This window comes from Arthrobacter sp. Sr24, assembly GCF_054511175.1.
The window spans coordinates 1-18,102 of record NZ_JBTNDB010000044.1 but is presented as its reverse complement, the minus strand read 5'-3'; the positions used below and the strand labels follow the sequence as shown (position 1 = coordinate 18,102).

Below are 18,102 nucleotides of genomic sequence, written 5' to 3'. Positions count from 1 at the left end.
GCAAGGAGAAACTAACCTTGCCAAAGCCACCCGTGGTGCCCGCAACTACCCGGATCGCGCCCTCAAACTAGCCGGCATCACTACCAGCTAAACGACTTTGCAGCCGCCCTGAAGACCTGGCCCCCGTCCGGTTTGTAGTAGACGGGCACGTGCCTACCAGAAAGTTGTTGCCGGCCGGCGCCATCACGCAGAAGCAGCAGCCGTGGCTGATCTGAACCCGCTGGCGTTGAAAACCCCGGCCGAAGGCACCGATGAAGTCACGGTGACCAGTGCCATGCACAACCAGGCCATGGCACCAGTCTGGGAAGCAGAACTGCTTTGGTTGCTGTTGAAAAGATCCACCAGGGAATCCCGGCGAAGATCCGTCTCGGTGACCTGAACCCCGGCCAGCAAGTCCTAGATACCGAGGTCAAACTGATTCACACCGGTATCCGTATGGCCGCCTACAATACATTGGTGACGATCGCCCCCGAGATCCGCACCAACACCGGCTATCGGCGCGCGAACCAAGAAGCCCACGCCCTCATGTACCAAATGTTCAACCAGAGCGGCACTTCGTGGTTAGTGGGGCTTGTAGCGGGGCATCTGTCCGGTCTCGGCGACGAATACCACCAGCGCGAGGAGGCGTTGCCGCCAATGGTCATCAAGGGTTGTTCTCGGCGGTGTTGCATCCCAGTCCGGGATCATATCCATCAGAGTGATTTTAATGGCCGGTGAAGCTCCGCGGCGATGCAAGGTGCGCTGACTCTAGAGCCATTTTGCTAGGCAATGTTCGGCTTCATCCTCGTCGCCGGGGAGCCTCCCATTCGCCTGGTAGAAGTCCTGGACTTCCTTGTAGCTATGCTGCTACCGCGTAGGTGGCCAGTCAGAACCGCGGGCTTTCCTTGCAGCATCATGCACATCACGGAAGTCCTCGCTGGCCCTCTCTCGGAGCTGTAAATGCCGATGCACGGTAGAACCAGGGCTCTTGACATAGCGATTTAGTGGGTGTTCGACTTCGTTGGATTGACGGGGTTTTCATCTTGGCCCTGGCTGTTAATTTCCACCCTTTTGTGAGATAATAAAGGCGTGATGATTATTGGTGCGGGTGGGTGAAACAATGGTTTCAATGACCACCCAGACTGACTTTCCCGTACTGGCCGACCTCGGCGCCACGCTCATTGGTGATCGTGCTGCACTGATGGAGAACGCCGCTGGTGGCAAAGTCTTCATCAATGGCCAGTTGGCCTTTGTCTGGGAGTCCGGGCAGGACGGGATCCGGCGGTTCGCAGCCTCCCAGCTCGTGGATACCGGGGTAGCCCAGGTCAATGAAGTTGCCGCCGGCTTCGGCATCAATACCGAGTCGCTGAGGCGTTGGCGCAAGTCCCTTGAAAACACCGGATTGATGGGACTCGCTCCGGTGAAGAAGGGGCCCAAGCGTCCCTCACTGCTCACGCAGGAGAAGGCAGTAGAAATTCGTGCTCATCGCGCCGGTGGGGCGAGCCTGCGGGCAACCGCTGCAGCGACCGGGGTCTCTACTGACACGGTCCGGCGCGCCATGGCCATGGCTGAAACCCCACTGAATCAGGCCGCCACGGCTGATCCTGGCGCCGTGGTTGAAAAGTCACCCGCTCAGCAGGAATTACCGCTCCCACCTGCCCCGATGGATCGTTCCGGTGAACGGGCTGCGGCTAGGGCGGGGCTGCTGCAATCCGCTGTCCCGGTCTTTGCCCCTGCCACCGGTGCCCGGCATGCCGGCTTGTTTCTGGCCATTCCCGCTGTGGAAACGACCGGCCTGCTCGAGTGTGCGAAAGACGCGTACGGTGCGCTGCCGAATGGGTTCTACGGGCTGGAAACCGTCCTCATCGATGCGGTGTTGCGTGCGTTGGCGGGAGAATCCCGGTCCGAGGGAGCAACCCGCTTTGACCCGGTAGAGCTTGGCCGGGTGTTGGGCATGGATCGGGCCCCGGAAGTAAAGACCATCCGCCGCAAGATCAACCAACTTGCCCGGAGGGGCAAAGCTGGTGAGTTGATTGCGGCTCTGGCTGCCCACCACCTCAAAGCGAGCGGTCCTGGTGGGGAGGACCTGGCAGCGATCCTCTATGTTGATGGGCACGTGCGCGCCTATCAGGGCACGAAGAAGATCGGCAAGCTCTACTCCACGAGGTTGAAGTTCCCGGTCCCGGCGACCGAGGAAACCTGGGTCAGCGACGCTAACGGCGCACCCGTGTTCGTTGTCATGGCGGCCCCGGGTGCGTCCTTGGCCGGTGAACTGCGCGGCCTCCTGCCAGAACTACGTGTTGCTGTTGGGGACGAGCGGCGGGTGCTGGTCGGTTTTGACCGTGGTGGCTGGTCACCAACCCTGTTCAAACACATGGAGGAGAACGGTTTTGATGTGCTGACCTGGCGCAAGGGCGAGACCGCGGACATCACCGAAGAGCACTTCCACGAGGTCTCCCACACAGACGAACACGGTGAAGTAAAAACCTGGGTCGTGGCCGATACCCTCGTTGATCTGCCCCTGACCACGACGAAGAAGAATGGTGAAGTGTTCCAGATCCGCCAGCTCAGCCGGGTTGTAGCCACCACTGGTGGCGGAGCGCGTCAGATTCATATCCTCACCACCGACCGGACCCTTCCTGCTGGGGAAGTGGTGTATCGGATGGGAAACCGGTGGCGGCAGGAAAACCAGTTCCGTTACGCCCGTATGCACTTTGACCTGGACTCCCACGATTCCTACGCCAGCACCGATGACGATCAAGAGCGGATCGTGCCCAACCCGGCCAAAGCCAAGTCGTATCAAAAAGTCGTGGCCGCCCGGAACGCCCATGCCCAGGCTGCTGCCATTGCCGATATCAACCTGATGGCGCTAAAAACCCCGGCAGAAGGCTCCAAGGAACTTTCCGTAACAGTCACCAGTGCCATGCACAACCAGGCCATGGCACCCTTGTGGGAAGCCGAAAACGCGTTGATCGCCGCGGAGAAAGCCCACAAGAAAATCCCTGCGAAGCTGCGTCTGGGTGATCTGAGCCCGGGCCAGCAAGTCCTGGATACCGAAACGAAAATGATCCATACCGGGATCCGCATGGCGGCCTACAACACCGCGATGACCCTCGCCCGGGAGATCCGCACCAATACCGGCTACCGACGTGCCAACCAGGAAGCACACGCACTGATGCGCCAGATACTCAACCAGCCCGGAGACATCGACACCACCAAACGGGGCCACCTCACCATCACTCTCGAGCCGCTACCCACCCAGGCCAAAACGATGGCAGCCGCCAAGCTGTGCGAACACCTCAGCGCAACGAAAACCTGTTACCCCGGCACCACCCTGATCCTGCGCTACAAAATCAAAAACAGCGACTGACCCCACATCGATTACCTCACCATGTCAAGAGCCCTGAACCTGACACGGCCTGTGAAGTCCGCGATTTCCTGCACGGTTATTCCGGACGCGTACATCCGATCCCACGATGGGTGCATAGAGAACGGCTGGGGCGACATGAACCCACTCTAAGGTGTAGTTCCGGGCCTTACCAGCGGCTGTGCCATTCGTGAAACTCCGCCTCCTCGATGAGACCACTCAAAAATCCATCCAAGTTGACGGTCGCCGGTATCTCCAACCCAACCCACGAACCCGAACGAGCTGGCCCAAACCGAAAACACGCAATATCGGTCTTTTGGTCTACAGAACGCTCCTGAAAAGGACCGGTGACATCCAACCATCAAAGGACGGGTGCTGTGTTGGCAATTCGACTCTCTCCGTCCACGCCAGTATCTTGCGGCCCTCTCGCCTAGTCAAGTTGATACGCTTCAATCAGAGCCAGATTTGTAACGACGAAACATCCACCCAACTATTCGCCATTTGAGTCAATAAGTTCCGCTTCATAGGAGAAAGGTTTTGACCAGTGACCGTCAACCCAGTATTGTGCGGCAGTTCAACCCATGCCGACGACCACGCTGGTTCGGACATGTTGTTAGTGGAGATACATGGTGACAACGAAACTGGAGGCCATACTGTCTGGCAGTGCACCAGATGCAGTCACGAAGTGCGCCATGATGCACCCCTTGACTATGAACCAGAGTCCTGGGCAGACGTCTATACTACTCGAACATAAACCTGTATTGTACGGTGTTTACTTTACACAAGTACTCTCAGATGTCGTCCACAAGTCACGTCGTAGACACCAGATCCTATTGCTTCGGTGACGTCGAGGCTCAAGAGACGCCGAAGAGAATCCCAGCATTTGTTGGCGACCGCTAGACAGAGCAGTTCCGCTTCGCTGAGCACGGGTCTCCGGCCACGGCGCAGGTACAGGGACTCGCGGCGATTGTCATCTGATACCGTCCAGCAACTTGGTGCCATAGTCCAGTTTGGGTTCTGGTACTGTTGCTCCGGTAACCTTTGACTTTGGTGACGTGTCCGAGCGGCCGAAGGTGCAACACTCGAAATGTTGTTCAGGTGAGAGCCTGACGTGGGTTCAAATCCCACCGTCACCGCCATGTGATGTGTCGCTACATCGTTGACTGATGTAGCGGGACATTGTTGACAGAAGCTCTCTCCTTCGGGAGGGGGCTTTCGTTATTTTTTGGGTTGGTAACTTTTGCTGGGGTCGATGGTGTGTTCTGCAAGGAGTTCGCCAGTAATGGCGTCGGCGATCATGACTTCGGGTCCGGCGATGAGGACGATGACGGGTTTTCCCTTGTGAGCTCGGCCGATGGCCAGGTGTCGCATGGCCCCTTCATAGCGCAGGCTGACCGTGCCGGTGCTGTCGATCTTGTCGTAGCGGACTCGCCAATGGCGCTCTGAGGGCTGTGCCGGTGCGGCTTTGGGTAGTGAGGTGTAGACCTCAGCCGGGGTCTTGCGGTCCAGCGCCCTGTGGGGGCGTTCCTGGTTGAAGATGTGTTGAAACCGTGCCAGCTGTTCATCTAGATCACGGCAGCTGCCTGCGGGTGGTTGGAGTGCCAGCCATTTCTTGAGGGTCTGGTGGAAACGCTCAATTTTCCCTTGAGTGCGGATGATACGTCGAGCCGTTTTTCTGGATGATTCCCCATTTCTTCACAAGGTTCTCGAAAGCGTTCGGGCCCCCTTTCCCGTGCGCGAATCGGGTCGTGTAGACCATCCCGTTGTCTGTCAGGGTTGAGGCCGGGTAACCGTACGTTGGCGCAGCGGAATTTTTCAAGTCAAGCGGTACCAAGGTGAGTTAGTTGGCCGTTAGGCCGCTATTTTTTCGGTGGATTCTTTTGGTTCGTTGATCCATGCCGGTCCGGGGAGGGCGAGGATTTTCGGGTCGGTGGTCTTGGTGAATCGGTGCGGGTGTTTGGTTCGTGCTGCTGCCAAGGTTTGTGAGCGTTTCTCTGCGATGCCGGCCGCGAAGCCGTAGTGCACGTTGGCGGGGGTATGGAACCCGATGCCGGAGTGCTGGTGGTGATGGTTGTACCAGTCCACGAATTCGCTGATGAAGGCCCGTGCATCGCCCAGGGACGCGAAGCGTTCCGGGAAGGTCGGACCGTATTTCATGGTCTTGAAAAGTGACTCACTGTTATTCCGAATTCGGAATAACTCGGATTATGCCGTGGCCGTGATTATGCCGAGTACGGTCTTGTGCGCGCGTGTTTGTGCTGGTCAGGAGCCTGTCGCCGCTTGAACTATTCGGCATAATTCAGGTCGTGGGTTGATGCTTGCTCTGTACGGGTTTTTCGTTCAGAGGAGGCCATGATGAGGCACCAGCGAGCAGGGAATGCGGGTCCGCTTAAGTTGTATGAGGAAGGATTTCGGGAGCATCTGGAGGGCGTAGGGTATTTGCCGGAATCGGTTCGTTGGCGGCTGCGGCAGCTTGCAACTCTGAATCGGTGGTTACGCGACCACGGTCTCACGGCGGATGAGCTGGACGATTCTTGCGTGGAGCGGTTGGTTCGGGAGCGACGGGCTCAGGGGCTGGCAACGTTCGTGTCAGTCAGGAACTTTGCGGTTCCCCTCGCGTATTTGCGCGGGATCGGTGCTGTGCCTAGTCAAGTCTCCCTGCCATCCGATCCGGTCTCACGGACTCTTGAGCAGTATCGAGGCTATTTGGTCACCGAGCGTGGCCTTGGGGCGAGCTCGATATCGGATGCCATGCGCATCACTGAAGGTTTCTGCAGCACGTTGGACCACTCGTTGGAGGAGCTCACGGCGGCAGAGATCACCGCCTATTTGGTCGCTCTTTGTGGGCGTTCAAGCGTCGGGTGGTCGAAGAAAACAGTGAGTGCGCTGGCATCGTTTCTGCGGTTCCTTCACATTATAGGTGTCACTGCCCAGCCACTGATGTCGGCACTTCCGAAGGTTGCTGGGCATCGTCACAAGGTGCCGTGTGAACTCGAGGAGGTCGATTTCAGACGACTTCTCGGTGGCTGCGATTGCAGTCGCGATGTCGGGGTGCGCGACAGTGCGATCTTGACTGTTTTGTGGCGGTTGGGACTTCGCCGCGGCGAGGTCGCTGGGTTGCGGGTTGATGACATCGACTGGCGAGATGGTGAAATCACGATTCGAGGAAAGGGCCACCGTCACGATGTACTCCCACTTCCTCAGGATGTCGGAGAGGCTATCGTTCGCTACCTCCAGGACAGCCATCGCCGAGTCCCGCCGGGCTGCCGGGCCTTGTTCGTTCAAATGAGAGCGCCGGAAGGACCGATGAGCCCGGCCGGTGTTGGGGACGTCGTGACACGTCTGTGCAAGCGTGTTGGATTGCCTGCGTGGGGAGCACACCAGCTACGCCATGGCACTGCGACGCAGTTGGTCCGTCATGGCGCTTCATGGCCGGAAATCGCACAGGTCATGCGACATCGCAATATGGCAGTCACTGTTTCCTATGCCACCGTCGACTCCGTGCTGATGCGCGAGTTGGCGCGTCCTTGGCCTGGTGCGTGATGACCGACCTGTTGATGGAAGTTGATTCGTATCTGGCCATGCGTCGTGGTCTGGGCTTCAAGCTCGTTGATGCCGGGTCTTTACTGCCGGACTTCATTAGTTTTTTGAACCTTCATGGAGCCGAGCATGTCAGCACCGAACTGGCCCTTGCATGGGCAATCCAGCCAGTAAATGCCCACCCGGTATGGTGGCGCCAACGTCTGGGCATGGTGCGAGGCTTTGCCGAATACTTGGTTAATATCGACCCTGATACTGAGGTGCCGCCACGTGAGCTGATACCGGCACGAACACAGCGGTTGGCACCGTATCTGTACTCTGCTGCTGACATCGCCGCTCTGATGACAGTCAGTAGATCCCTGAATCCGCCTCTGCGCGCCGCCACCTACGAAACCATCATCGGGCTCCTGTCAGTCACTGGCCTGCGACTTGGTGAAGCGTTGGCTCTCAACCGAGAGGACATCGAGGAAAATCAGCTTCTTCTGATTGTCCGGCAGGCCAAGAGCGGCGGCCGGAAGGTGCCGTTGCACGAAACAACCCTTCATGCACTGCGGCAATATTTCGATTGCGTCGATCGCCTTTTCCCGGAACCGGTGTCGCCATCGGTGTTTGTCTCGATACGGGGAACCCGGATGAGCAAAGATTCAATTCACGCAACGTTTCCGCACTTGATCGATCTGGCCGGCCTGACCGGACGAGGGCAACGTCCCCGGCCCCGACCTCATGATCTGCGGCATAGTTTCGCGGTTCGTCAACTTATCGACTGGCATGAACAACATGTCGATGTAGATGCACGCATGCCGCTACTGTCTGCTGTTCTTGGGCACAGCGATCCGGCATCCACTTACTGGTATCTCCAAGCCGCGCCCGAGCTCTTTGCCATCGTTGGAGCCCGCCTTGAAGAATTCTTGGGAGAACTGCCATGAACACCCTTGCTCCGACCTTGCAAAAGTTTTTTACCGACCGACTCATCATGCAACGGCAGGCCAGCCCAGATACCGTCGCTGCCTACCGGGACACGTTCCGGCTGCTCTTCGGCTTCATCGCCGAGACGAAGCGGATCGCCCCGGAAAAGCTGGAACTCGCAGATCTCGACGCCCCGACGATTGGCGCGTTCCTGACCTATCTGGAAATTGTGCGGGGCAACACCGTGCGAAGCCGCAACGCACGCCTGGCTGCGATCCATTCACTGTTCAAATTCGCAGCTCTCGAGCACCCGGAACTCGCCGGCCTGATCTCGCGCGTTCTTGCTATCCCGCAGAAACGATTCGATCAGGGCATCGTTGCGTTCCTGAGCAAAAAGGAAGTCGAAGCTATCCTTGCCATCCCGAATAAGGACACCTGGATCGGTCGTCGTGACCACGCGCTGCTCACTCTCGCAGTCCAAACCGGTTTGCGCGTCTCAGAACTCACCAGTCTGTGCCGCGACGACATCACCCTGACCTCCGGACCACACGTTCGTTGCCGTGGCAAAGGCCGAAAACAGCGCGCCACTCCCTTGACGACAGGGACCGTCGCCACTCTGCGGGAGTGGTTGAATGCTCATGAGGGCCCACCTGCGGCGCCCTTGTTCCCCAGCCGACACGGCACACCATTGAGCACCGACGCCGTTGAATGGCTCCTCAACAAATACGTCACCGTCGCGACATCCAATTGCCCCTCGCTGGCAACCAAACGAGTTACTCCTCATGTGCTGCGCCACAGTGCTGCCATGTTTCTGCGCGAAGCAGGAGTGGACATCTCAGTTATCGCACTCTGGCTCGGCCACGAAAGTATCGCCTCAACCCAAATCTATCTGCACGCCGATCTGGCCATCAAGCAACGAGCCCTCGATAAGACCACCCCCTTGGAGCACACCCCGAACCGCTACAAACCAACCGACTCGCTGCTCGCTTACCTCGACACCCTGTGAATTATGCCGAATAGTTCAAGCGGCGACAGGCTCCTGACCAGCACAAACACGCGCGCACAAGACCGTACTCGGCATAATCACGGCCACGGCATAATCTGAGTTATTCCGAATTCGGAATAACAGTGAGTCAGGATCCAGGACCATCCAAAAACCAAGCACAGCATCCGCCAACTCACGGTCCCTGACTTCCACGTCAAGCAGCTTCGCAAACGCCGCCTCCGACAAACAAAATCAGCAATGTCCAATCCGCTCGGACTGATCTATCCGTCATCCACCGGCACCGTGATGGACGCAAACAACGTGGGAAAAATCTGGCGCGTGGCGGCGGACGCCATTGGGTACGACTGGGTGACACTGAAGACCTTCAGGAAAACCAATTCGACCATCATTGCTAGGACCATGGGCCCGGAGGCAGCCGCCTACCAAGCCGGCCATTCAAAGGTGGCCATGACTCAGGAGCACTACATTGAAGAACGCCGTGGGGCTTTGGACACCAGGGCCGCCATTGACGCCTTCAAGCCGAAACGCGAATCTCGACCAAAGCATGAACAAGCCTCAAACGCTGACGGACAGTCTCCACGAAAGGAGGATTCAGTGCCTGATTCGGCAGCACCAGCCCCGCCGCCGGACATTGAATAATCTCCACATTTAGAGGATCATGAGCCTCATGAGGACCCTCCAAAAGCAGCGCAAACTAGCGGCAAATAACGAAAATGGAGAGTTAAACTGGAGAATTTGTGGAGAGTTAAGGACGAATGGCCCCTCTCGGGGCCATTCTCACTTCCAAAATCCCTGTAAATCCGGGCTTTATGGGCCCCCTATCAGCTTCGAACTGATGACCCCGCTGTAGACCCAATGGTCGCTTCCTGCTTGCCATTGATGGCTTTTGATCATTGGGGCAGCAGCATAAACGCAACAACGATAGCTACTAGATTGACGTTGATTTTTCTTCAAACGGGTAGGTTTGATAGGACTCGGTCAAATGGGCTCTGGCCTGTAAACACGATCCGCCAATTCGCTGAGGTCGTCACCTCACTGGTGGATGCTGAACATGAAAAACAGAGCGGCCTTCTCAAAAAAGCGGCAACAATCAAGTGCCAGTTCAATCGTCCTCGTCGACCAACCTGAGAAGTTCTTCGAGAACTGCATTCCAATGTTTCTTCGGCGAGATGTCCATGAGTTCCTCGAGCAAAATGCGCGCATTCGATTCCACACTCTTCAGCGCGGCTCCAGACAATTTCTTGCCCGAACCCGCAGTACGGCGCTCCCTTGAACCCGCGCGATTGCCCGCTTCCGATTCATCGTTGGCGACAGGCAAATCTTGGCTTGCCTCGTCGGCAGGAGCATCATTCGTGCTCTCGTCGCGCAGGTCCTCGTGCGCCCCGGCCGTGAATGAGTCGAAATTCGTTTCTGGCAGAAGCTCAACTGGGTCATCAGCCGCGTCACCGGAACTTTGCGGTTCGAAATTGCCGGGTTCAGACCCAAGAATTTCAGGGAGTCGTCCAGTCGGGTAGACGATGTCCATAAAGGTTGTTGTTCTCGTGAGTGCAATGTACAGAAAGCGCTCACCTCGCGGCAGATCCAGGATGGATTGTGGATCAATCACAACAACTGCATCAAATTCCAGGCCTTTGGCGTCTTCGGGCGTCACCAGATTTATGGCATCGCCCAATCCCCCGGACGTGGATTCGTTCCATTTGCTGTTCCGCGCAACGAGCTCGTCTCGAATTCCATCCCACTGGTCCAGTTGGGCAATGGCCCCCACTGATCGCCCGCTGGCTGAGTGTTCTCGAATCACATCGACCACGCGGCTGTAGAACTCTTGCTGATCCACGCTCTCAAATGTCGGGTTAACTCCTGAATCTCTGACAATTTGAGGAGGAACTATGCTCGGTGCGGCAGCTTTCAGGACTGGCAGCGCGACTTCAAAGACTTCTCTAGGTACCCGGTAACCATGCTCCAGTGTCACCTCGTTGATTGGCAGGTTGGAAGAGAGTGCCGTCTTCGTTATGTCCCAGTCTTCTGAAGCGTGCGGTCCTGTTGATTGGGCAATGTCACCAACAATTGTCATGGCGCCAGTTCTGGAGCGTCGCCGGATGGCTGCCAACTGCATTTCAGAGAGGTCCTGTGCCTCGTCCACCACAATGTGGCCGAATTTTTCGGGCTCGCCCCTCAAGAGGGCTGAGGCCTCATCCAACAATGCGAGATCGGCCAACGTCCACTGCTCATCACTCATCTTGTCCGCTGAAGGCCGATACAAAGTCTCAATACTCGACGCTAAAAACTGCTTCGGCGACGCCTTGAGCAAACGCTCTTTGGACCCAAGGAGGTCTCGGAGAAACTGCTGCGGTGACAACTGCGGCCAAATCCGCTCCGTTGCGGCATCAAGAGACCTGATTTCGAACATTTCGGCCGTTGCTGTCCCGGCAAGATGTCCCCGTGCTACACCAGCCAGTTCCACGAGATAGTCTCTAAATAGTGATCGACCGTCGGAATAGGTCCCGCGAAAAAGCTGATGCAATCGCTCCGCAATAGCGACGTGATCCAACTCCACGCTCGTTCCACTGTTGCGAAGCCTGATACTCACGGGCGCTGACGGCTCTCGAACCCTGTCCTTCAGAGCTGTGGACAACAGATCAATCATGATCTGAGAACCCTTAAGTTCCGCGGCTTCGTCGCTATCGATACCTGTTGCACTTGTTCCAGGCGCCAGCAGGTCCTTCAAGGCCTTCTGGACTACATTGTCATCACCAAGCGATGGCAGAACCTTACTAATGTAGCGAGTGAACGTTGGGTTTGGGCCAACAACAAGAATGTCGGTTGGTTTCAAATCAGCAGGAAAATTGTAAAGTAGCCAGGAAACCCGGTGTAGAGCTACGGCGGTCTTACCGGTACCCGGCCCGCCTTGGACGACCAGCAGCTGATCCTTGTCAGCTCGAATAATTTGGTCCTGCGCAGCTTGGATCGTGCTAGCAATTTCAGACATCACGCCATCACGGCTAGATTGCAACGACTTCAGCAATGCGTCGTCCGGTTTTGGCTCACCACTAAGCGCAGCCACCTTGGCTTCAACGTCAGCAAAGTAGGTGTCCATGACGGACGCCACCTTGTTCCGTGGCGCCTCAATGGCCCTCTTGGAGCTCAACCCCTGCGGATCCCGGTACGTTGCTTGGTTGTAGCGTGCACCGATGGGCGTCTGCCAACTAATGACCAGCGCTTCTCGGTCTTCGTTGAAGACTGGCATCAACCCCACATGATGCGTCTCCCCGTCTTCCATCGTTATGCTTCCAAATGCTACGGGGTCGTCAGGGGAGAACGCCGTCTTGGCGTCCCGAATACGCTGCATCCCTCTGCGTTCAGCCGCTGTTCCACCGGACCAATTAGCTGGGTCCTTCCATGCTGAGGCTCGCTCCCGCTGGACAACGGCGCTGTCAAAAAATTCTTGTTCTTCCAATACTTCGACAGCTTGGTCATCGACAAGAATAGTCTCCACACTCATGGGTCCGCCTCCAGGGCAAGGTCTTAGGTCTAAACGGTGATCGATATCACCATACCGACTTGGTGTGACATTCTTTGAAGCCGAGTTCAAATCCAACCTCCGCAAGGTCCGCTACCAGCTCGCCACGATGAAAGTGGCGTCATATTTTACTTGCAGGGCGTGTTAATCCTTGTAAGGTCGCCTCATGTCACTTGATGATTACCTGATTCGTGTTCATTTGGTGCTCAATGGGCCGCTTTCATCTTTTTCTGCATGGCCAGATTACGACAATGAGTGATACTAAATACGCTCCACTTTGCACTGATATGGATGAGTTTTGTGTGACGTGGTGGGAACTCCCACAGGGCTGCTGCGCGGCCTCGGGCAGAGCCAATTAGACGTCGCATTGTGTTGGCAATTTTGCTCTTGATTCATCGCATTCAGCCTGCAAGTCGTTTCATTCATGGCTCCGATCGTCAGCCGCCCGTTGATCGGTTCGGTTGAGCCAACGTACGATGACGCAAATTAAGCGGCGGCACGATTCCCGAGACGATTCAGGCAGCTGTCGGCAGTTGACCAACACGCTGAGGGGTGCACCGTAAGTATTGTCTCCGCCAGCTTGGTGCGCAGTCATATTGAGGGTGAACGTGCAAACATGCAGGACTACGTTGCAGCGTGTCCCCCGCTAGACCAGTGCAACCTCGTCATCGAAAACAACAACTGGTTCAAGTCCGTTATCTCGTAGGTAGGCCAGCGCCCGCTCAACTGCCACGATCTTTCGCTTCAGCTCGGTGAGTGCCGGTCCTGTTTCGTCGGAGAACTCGTCGAGTCGTTCATGCTGACGACGCACTTCGCTCTCGATTTGAACAAGAGTGATCCAGATGAGGGGATTTGGTTCAAGGTTTTGAAGCTTGCGCAGAATTGCCGTGGCGAGCTGACGCTCCACAACTGCTTCGAGAGTTTCTGCGCTGGTCCCCGAGCTGGCAAGGCTAAATGCGATGCCACCACCACCAGCGGTGGCCAGTGTCCCCGCAGTCAATAGGCCACCAATCATACCGCCGGGTCCAAAACTCGCGAGAGCACTCGTAATCGCAGCGGCACCAGCCAGACCAGCGGCGGGAGCAAGCACCAGCCCACCGGTCGCCACCACGAGCGCGGCTGCTCCGGCGCCAAGAACAACCCACTTAACCCAGTTCACTGGACGGCCATCGCTGAGTGCCTCGTGCGCAGATTTCACAGCCGCGAATACATCAGAACCGTATTTGCTTCCCAATCCCATTTCAGCAGCCAGATCCATCATGGCTTCTTCCCGCTTGTCTACTTTCTCTTTCTTGTCCTTCGGGATTGAGATTTCAAACGGCTGGATAATGTTCTCCACGGCCAAAGTAGTCAATAGCGCCACGGCGTCTTCCTTTCCCATATGCTTGCTAGGGAGCGGCTCGGGCACGGTGGAGGTGGGGTCCGACGCATCAAAGGCGAGGCGTGCAACAAGCGCGGGCATAGGCCGATTTTCGCCATTGTTGCGCATCCTAATACGGTCGACGGTGGTCGCCTGCACAGCTCGGAGCGCACCGGTATGACGGTCCTGAATTTCTCCAGTTAGCCGCGCATTTATCAGATATGAGTAGCGCAAGGCCGCCAGCGCATACTGCTCGCCCATATCCAGAGGAATATCGAAGCCAGTGTCAATGACCTCGACTTCCCGCGACCGCGAACCGAAAAGACCGAATCCGACTGCTTCCGCAACAGTCCGGTTGGAGAGGTACTGCTCCGCGTCGTGAACGTGAGTATCCACCTTGGTTGAAATGCGGAAATCGACCATCCAAGGGAACACGGATGAAACTCCGCGGTGAGCCGCTACCGGGTCCAGGACATTCCAGAAATTCACCCACCAGCCCAGGTTTGCAGGGGGATCCTTCAAATCATTCCGCAGCTTGCCGTCGTCGAAATTTCCATTGGCCAAGGGACTGCCAATAGTCACCATGCCAGCAACTTCAAGACCAACGGGCAGGCGGCGCACCAAGTCAGCAGCGATCACCGATCCTAAGCTATGCCCAATGATGACTATCCGCCCATCCCTGGGGAGCTGCCCGAGTATCCGGTTCAAAACCAGTGCGCGAATCTGCGGAGTACTCATGTAGTTTTTCACTGCTTTGAACGGGGACAGCCCAAAAGCCGCATTGACAACCGTCTCAGCGCCGCCCCAGCCAGCCCCACTATTCGAACGCCCCAACCGGAACTCCACAGCACCCATACGGCGTTCAAAGTCCCTGCGATTCTGCATAGCAGCCTCACGGACAGGCAGTTTGATTGTCAAATCTGGGAGTGCGTCGTTGTCATCGAAACCCTTAAGCGCGTGTGCATACTTCGGCGCAATCACCTTGACTTTGTCCAGCTCGGTGTATCCCAAATGCTCGAGGGAATCGGACAGGTGGCCCAGCCATTTGTCATGAGGATCCCCGTCCCCAACACCATGCAAGAACAGTAAGATCGGTTCGATTAACAAGAAAACTCCATTCATCGCGGCCTCTTGGGCATCCGCGAGTGAATCCCCTAAGCTTCCGGGTCAGTATAGCGATCCCTAGCGTATTTCCTGGCGTACTTCACTGGTCTCGGCGAAGAACGCCAAGGGGTTTTGGACACCAGGGCCGTCGCTGACGCCTTCAAGCCGCAACGCAAAGCGCGACCAGCGCTTGACCAGTCTCAAGCACCTGATGAGCAAGCATCACAATCGGAGGCACCCGCCCCGGAATCGGCAGCACCAGTCCAACCGCCCGAGACTGACAAATCCCCGCTTTCGACGGGCCGTATGAATGCCCCCCCAAAAACACCGGAAACTAGCGGCAAATAACGAAAATGGAGAGTTAATCTGGAGAGTTTGTGGAGAGTTAAGGACGAATGGCCCCTTTCGGGGCCATTCTCACTTCCAAAATCCCTGTAAATCCGGGCTTTATGGGCCCCCTATCAGATTCGAACTGATGACCCCCGCTTTAGATAAACAGGGCTACTAACCTTTATCAATACGCTGCCTTAGCGTTTGTTCTAGCTTGCGACAAGGAACAATAGAAGGTACTAAGAAGTCCCCAGCTTCCGTTCATTATGGCGGGTTTATGGCGACTCGGTTGCAAATGAACTATGGTCCTCCAATTGCCCTACTACTTCATTCTAGCGACTCCTTCTGAAGGAAATCCCCCTACGGACTATGAAGCAAGTCATGTCGTTTCGAAAACTATTATTCTGCCCCAACTCTTTCACCAGCGCCAGCTTGGTCGCTCACAAATCGCACGAATCCCATCTCGCCAAGAAAAGCCCACACGGAGGCAGAGAATTCCCCCTCGTTCGCATCCAGAACAAGAGCCTCCGCGAGCACCTCCTTGTGCTCACCGGTTGCCTGGAACCAGCGCTCCAAGAGCTGTTTGACACTTTGGAAGCGAGCGATACGAGAAGTGACAAGTTCCATCCTGTTGAGATTCAGTCGATTGACGGATATCTCACCTCTGATTTTACCAAGCTTTGAAACGATAAATCCGCCATAAAATGTCAGGTGCTCGGAAATATTCTCTTTATACGGATTGAGTATATTGTTTTCTTGCGAAAAATAGTCGCTCTTTTTCATATTGCATTTCTGACAGGCCAGAGTCAAGTTGCTCCAACTGTGCGCCAGCTCCGGATGCAACGATTTTGGAATGATATGTTCTACGTGCGGATAGCTAACGTCTCCTATGAAGCCCTCGCAATATGCACATTTTTTGGCAGTTTCCGAATCCAAAGTCTGCTTAATTTCATCAGCACTCCAGTGCTCGTATTTTTTTCGTTCGCTAGATTCAGCTCGAACATAGGCTTCAGTCCAATCTTCAGAATTATTGACGAGAATGGCTGGTTCCGGCCACTTGCGCAGTTCTCTCAATTGCCCTCAGAACTTCCATCATGGTCAACTATCAGCGATATAGCCGTCGAAAAGTTGGAAATAAGTCCTTGCTGTTCAAGCTCATCTCTCAAAACTCTTAGACCAGCACTAGAAATCCCGGACTTCATGTGGCTTTTGACTATCTTCTCGAAGGCAGTCTCCGCCCAGATGGGCATGGTACTAGGAACCCCTAACACTCTTTGCAATGTTTCTTCGGCTCCACTGGCTTTGCTACCCGTATTCAGTTTATTTGAATCCACACGGCCGTCGTCATTGTAATCGAGGACGTAGACGTTGGATTCCGCTGCAGCAGTCACCACGAATGGACTGTGCGTCGCAACTACGAACTGAACTGAAGGAAAGGCTCGGAGAAGTGATGGAATTAGCTCTCGCTGAAGGCTCGGATGCAAGTGATTTTCCGGTTCATCCAAGAGAACGCAGAATGAAGCGTGTCGGCGAGAGCGCAAGAATATTTGCCACGTCATCTCCATCATGGCAACTAGGCCCCCAGACGCGTCATCCAGAATGAAGCTCCCAGACCGCGCCTCAATTACAACGTCAGGATTCCTAACCACCAATCTTGAAAATCCCAGAGAGGCGGGTAAGACCTGCTCTAAGAGCTCTTGATACCCTTCCCAAATGGCGGTCGCTTCGTGATCTGGAATTAATGCGGAGTTGCCTTTGCCACCAAAAACAGCCGCTGCCATGAGTGCCTCTTTGAAGACAAGTTGAGGGGTTTTAGGCGTAAAGACACCGAACAGGCGGTTTCGAATTACTTCCTCGTACTGAGAAAGCAGCAATTCTGGATCAGAAAATGCTGTCGGAATGCTCTCGACGCGAGAGTATCCACCCGCAGCTTGGCGGTGAGAATTCAGGAATACTCCTTTGGCAACTTGTTGCTGAGGCATCTCCAAAGCGTAGGACGAACGTGCCTCTGTATTTTTAAGAGGGAGTGTGATATCAGTTTGTATGCCCGAACCATAAGTAAGGCTTCCAATTCTGTGCCTTTCGGTTTCCTGTGCGGCGTCGATTCCGTTATCTACACTAAAAGTTGACCAGATATTTCCATCTTTTGTACTAGGTGAGGACGAATAATCTCGAATCCATTCGAAGTGGCGTGCAAGAATTCCCAACAAAGTGCTTTTTCCACTCGCATTTGCTCCAGTAAGGACCGTTAGTCTGGGGTGAAAATCAATCTCGATCTCGCCCAGCTGTCGCCAGCCGGCGATTTGCAGCCGTCGAAAAACGGGCGCTTCGTCATTTTCAACCACTACTGTTGCACTCTGCGTCGACATGAAAGCAAGCCTACGACATATCTAACGGAGGCCACTGCCCTTGCTAATCTCGGCACCCCAAAGAAAAGAGGAGCCACGCGGGCAGGCGGTCATGTACGGGTCGGTGTCGGTGGGCCGCTTGTCATGGACGAGAATGACAAGCCAAGACCTACTAGCGGGGAAAGGGTTTACCGGAAACGATCAAGAGCTGCCGACGGAATCCTTCACGCACTCGTAGGGCCACCCTTCGCATACGCGCCATTCAAGTCCTGGGTGGGGAAATGGGTGCGGATCGATGAGACTGACTCCTGCGCCGTCTCTGCGACCTGCTCCAGTGTGAAGGCGCGGCTGGCAATGCCGGAGCATTCTTCTCAGCATTCATGGTTGAGGCCACCGCGATGGAGTTGCCTACCTTGAAGCACCGCACGGGTTCCCACCACGCTTCTTTTCGCCACAAGTTTTATCCATTTCAGGCCTCATCATTCTCAGGCATTTGTAATACTCTCCACATTTTTACGGCAGCGTATCTAAAGTGGCTCTTCAGAATTCAGAGTGTAGTTTCGGTCTGAAGCCTCCGGATTCCAGCAACGATCTGGCGACGTAGTTGGTGAGATTCCGGAAGCCTAGGGCAGAGCCTCGGAGGTG

The 18,102-nt window shown here is 55.7% G+C and carries 12 protein-coding genes, 1 tRNA gene and 2 pseudogenes; 8 read left to right on the top strand and 7 right to left on the bottom strand.

From position 1 onward, the window contains the following. Positions 1-202 precede the first annotated feature (202 nt). From ACX80D_RS17435 to ACX80D_RS17420, 4 genes are all read left to right on the top strand, one after another. Positions 203-379, top strand: a complete 177-nt coding sequence (locus ACX80D_RS17435) for a hypothetical protein (RefSeq protein WP_459324131.1) — start codon at positions 203-205, stop codon at positions 377-379. Continuing rightward, positions 319-717, top strand: a complete 399-nt coding sequence (locus tag ACX80D_RS17430; protein WP_459324130.1) for a hypothetical protein — start codon at positions 319-321, stop codon at positions 715-717. The genes ACX80D_RS17435 and ACX80D_RS17430 overlap by 61 nt, the downstream gene beginning before the upstream one ends. A 391-nt stretch (positions 718-1,108) precedes the next feature. Beyond that, positions 1,109-3,349 carry a putative transposase gene (locus tag ACX80D_RS17425; protein WP_459324129.1) on the top strand — a complete coding sequence of 747 codons (2,241 nt, stop codon included), beginning with the start codon at positions 1,109-1,111 and terminating at the stop codon, positions 3,347-3,349. Positions 3,350-4,395: 1,046 nt separating this feature from the next. Then, a tRNA-Ser gene (locus tag ACX80D_RS17420) sits at positions 4,396-4,485 on the top strand. 79 nt (positions 4,486-4,564) lie between these two features. On the opposite strand, the gene ACX80D_RS17415 is transcribed toward ACX80D_RS17420, so the two are convergent. The 3 genes and pseudogenes from ACX80D_RS17415 to ACX80D_RS17405 all read right to left on the bottom strand — a co-directional run. Further along, positions 4,565-4,717 (bottom strand): hypothetical protein, encoded by a 153-nt coding sequence (locus ACX80D_RS17415; RefSeq protein ID WP_459324128.1) that lies wholly within the window; start codon positions 4,715-4,717, stop codon positions 4,565-4,567. A 180-nt stretch (positions 4,718-4,897) separates the two neighbouring features. Further along, positions 4,898-4,951 (bottom strand): annotated as a pseudogene (locus tag ACX80D_RS17410) (hypothetical protein); the annotation flags it as partial. 246 nt (positions 4,952-5,197) lie between these two features. Beyond that, positions 5,198-5,524: pseudogene (locus ACX80D_RS17405) on the bottom strand (integrase core domain-containing protein); the annotation flags it as partial. A 174-nt stretch (positions 5,525-5,698) separates the two neighbouring features. Between ACX80D_RS17405 and ACX80D_RS17400 the strand changes: the two are divergent. The 4 genes from ACX80D_RS17400 (at position 5,699) to ACX80D_RS17385 (ending at position 9,437) form a co-directional block, all read left to right on the top strand. Then, a complete protein-coding gene (locus ACX80D_RS17400) occupies positions 5,699-6,889 on the top strand; it encodes a tyrosine-type recombinase/integrase (protein WP_459324127.1) in 1,191 nt (396 codons plus the stop codon). Continuing rightward, positions 6,889-7,812 carry a tyrosine-type recombinase/integrase gene (locus ACX80D_RS17395; protein WP_459324132.1) on the top strand — a complete coding sequence of 308 codons (924 nt, stop codon included), beginning with the start codon at positions 6,889-6,891 and terminating at the stop codon, positions 7,810-7,812. The genes ACX80D_RS17400 and ACX80D_RS17395 overlap by 1 nt, the downstream gene beginning before the upstream one ends. Next, a complete protein-coding gene (locus tag ACX80D_RS17390) occupies positions 7,809-8,798 on the top strand; it encodes a tyrosine-type recombinase/integrase (protein WP_459324126.1) in 990 nt (329 codons plus the stop codon). Before ACX80D_RS17395 ends, ACX80D_RS17390 begins: the two co-directional genes overlap by 4 nt. Before the next feature lie 237 nt (positions 8,799-9,035). Then, entirely contained in the window at positions 9,036-9,437 is a 402-nt protein-coding gene (locus ACX80D_RS17385) for a hypothetical protein (RefSeq protein ID WP_459324125.1), read from the top strand. 463 nt (positions 9,438-9,900) lie between these two features. On the opposite strand, the gene ACX80D_RS17380 is transcribed toward ACX80D_RS17385, so the two are convergent. From ACX80D_RS17380 to ACX80D_RS17365, 4 genes are all read right to left on the bottom strand, one after another. Next, on the bottom strand, positions 9,901-11,892 hold the full coding sequence (locus ACX80D_RS17380; protein ID WP_459324124.1) for a HelD family protein: 1,992 nt from the start codon (positions 11,890-11,892) through the stop codon (positions 9,901-9,903). Positions 11,893-12,961: 1,069 nt separating this feature from the next. Then, positions 12,962-14,782 carry an alpha/beta hydrolase family protein gene (locus ACX80D_RS17375; RefSeq protein ID WP_459324123.1) on the bottom strand — a complete coding sequence of 607 codons (1,821 nt, stop codon included), beginning with the start codon at positions 14,780-14,782 and terminating at the stop codon, positions 12,962-12,964. Positions 14,783-15,508: 726 nt separating this feature from the next. Then, complete coding sequence (locus ACX80D_RS17370) at positions 15,509-16,183, bottom strand: HNH endonuclease (RefSeq protein WP_459324122.1); 675 nt, start codon at positions 16,181-16,183, stop codon at positions 15,509-15,511. Continuing rightward, a complete protein-coding gene (locus tag ACX80D_RS17365; RefSeq protein WP_459324121.1) occupies positions 16,180-17,478 on the bottom strand; it encodes an AAA family ATPase in 1,299 nt (432 codons plus the stop codon). The genes ACX80D_RS17370 and ACX80D_RS17365 overlap by 4 nt, the downstream gene beginning before the upstream one ends. Between the last annotated feature and the right edge of the window lie 624 nt (positions 17,479-18,102).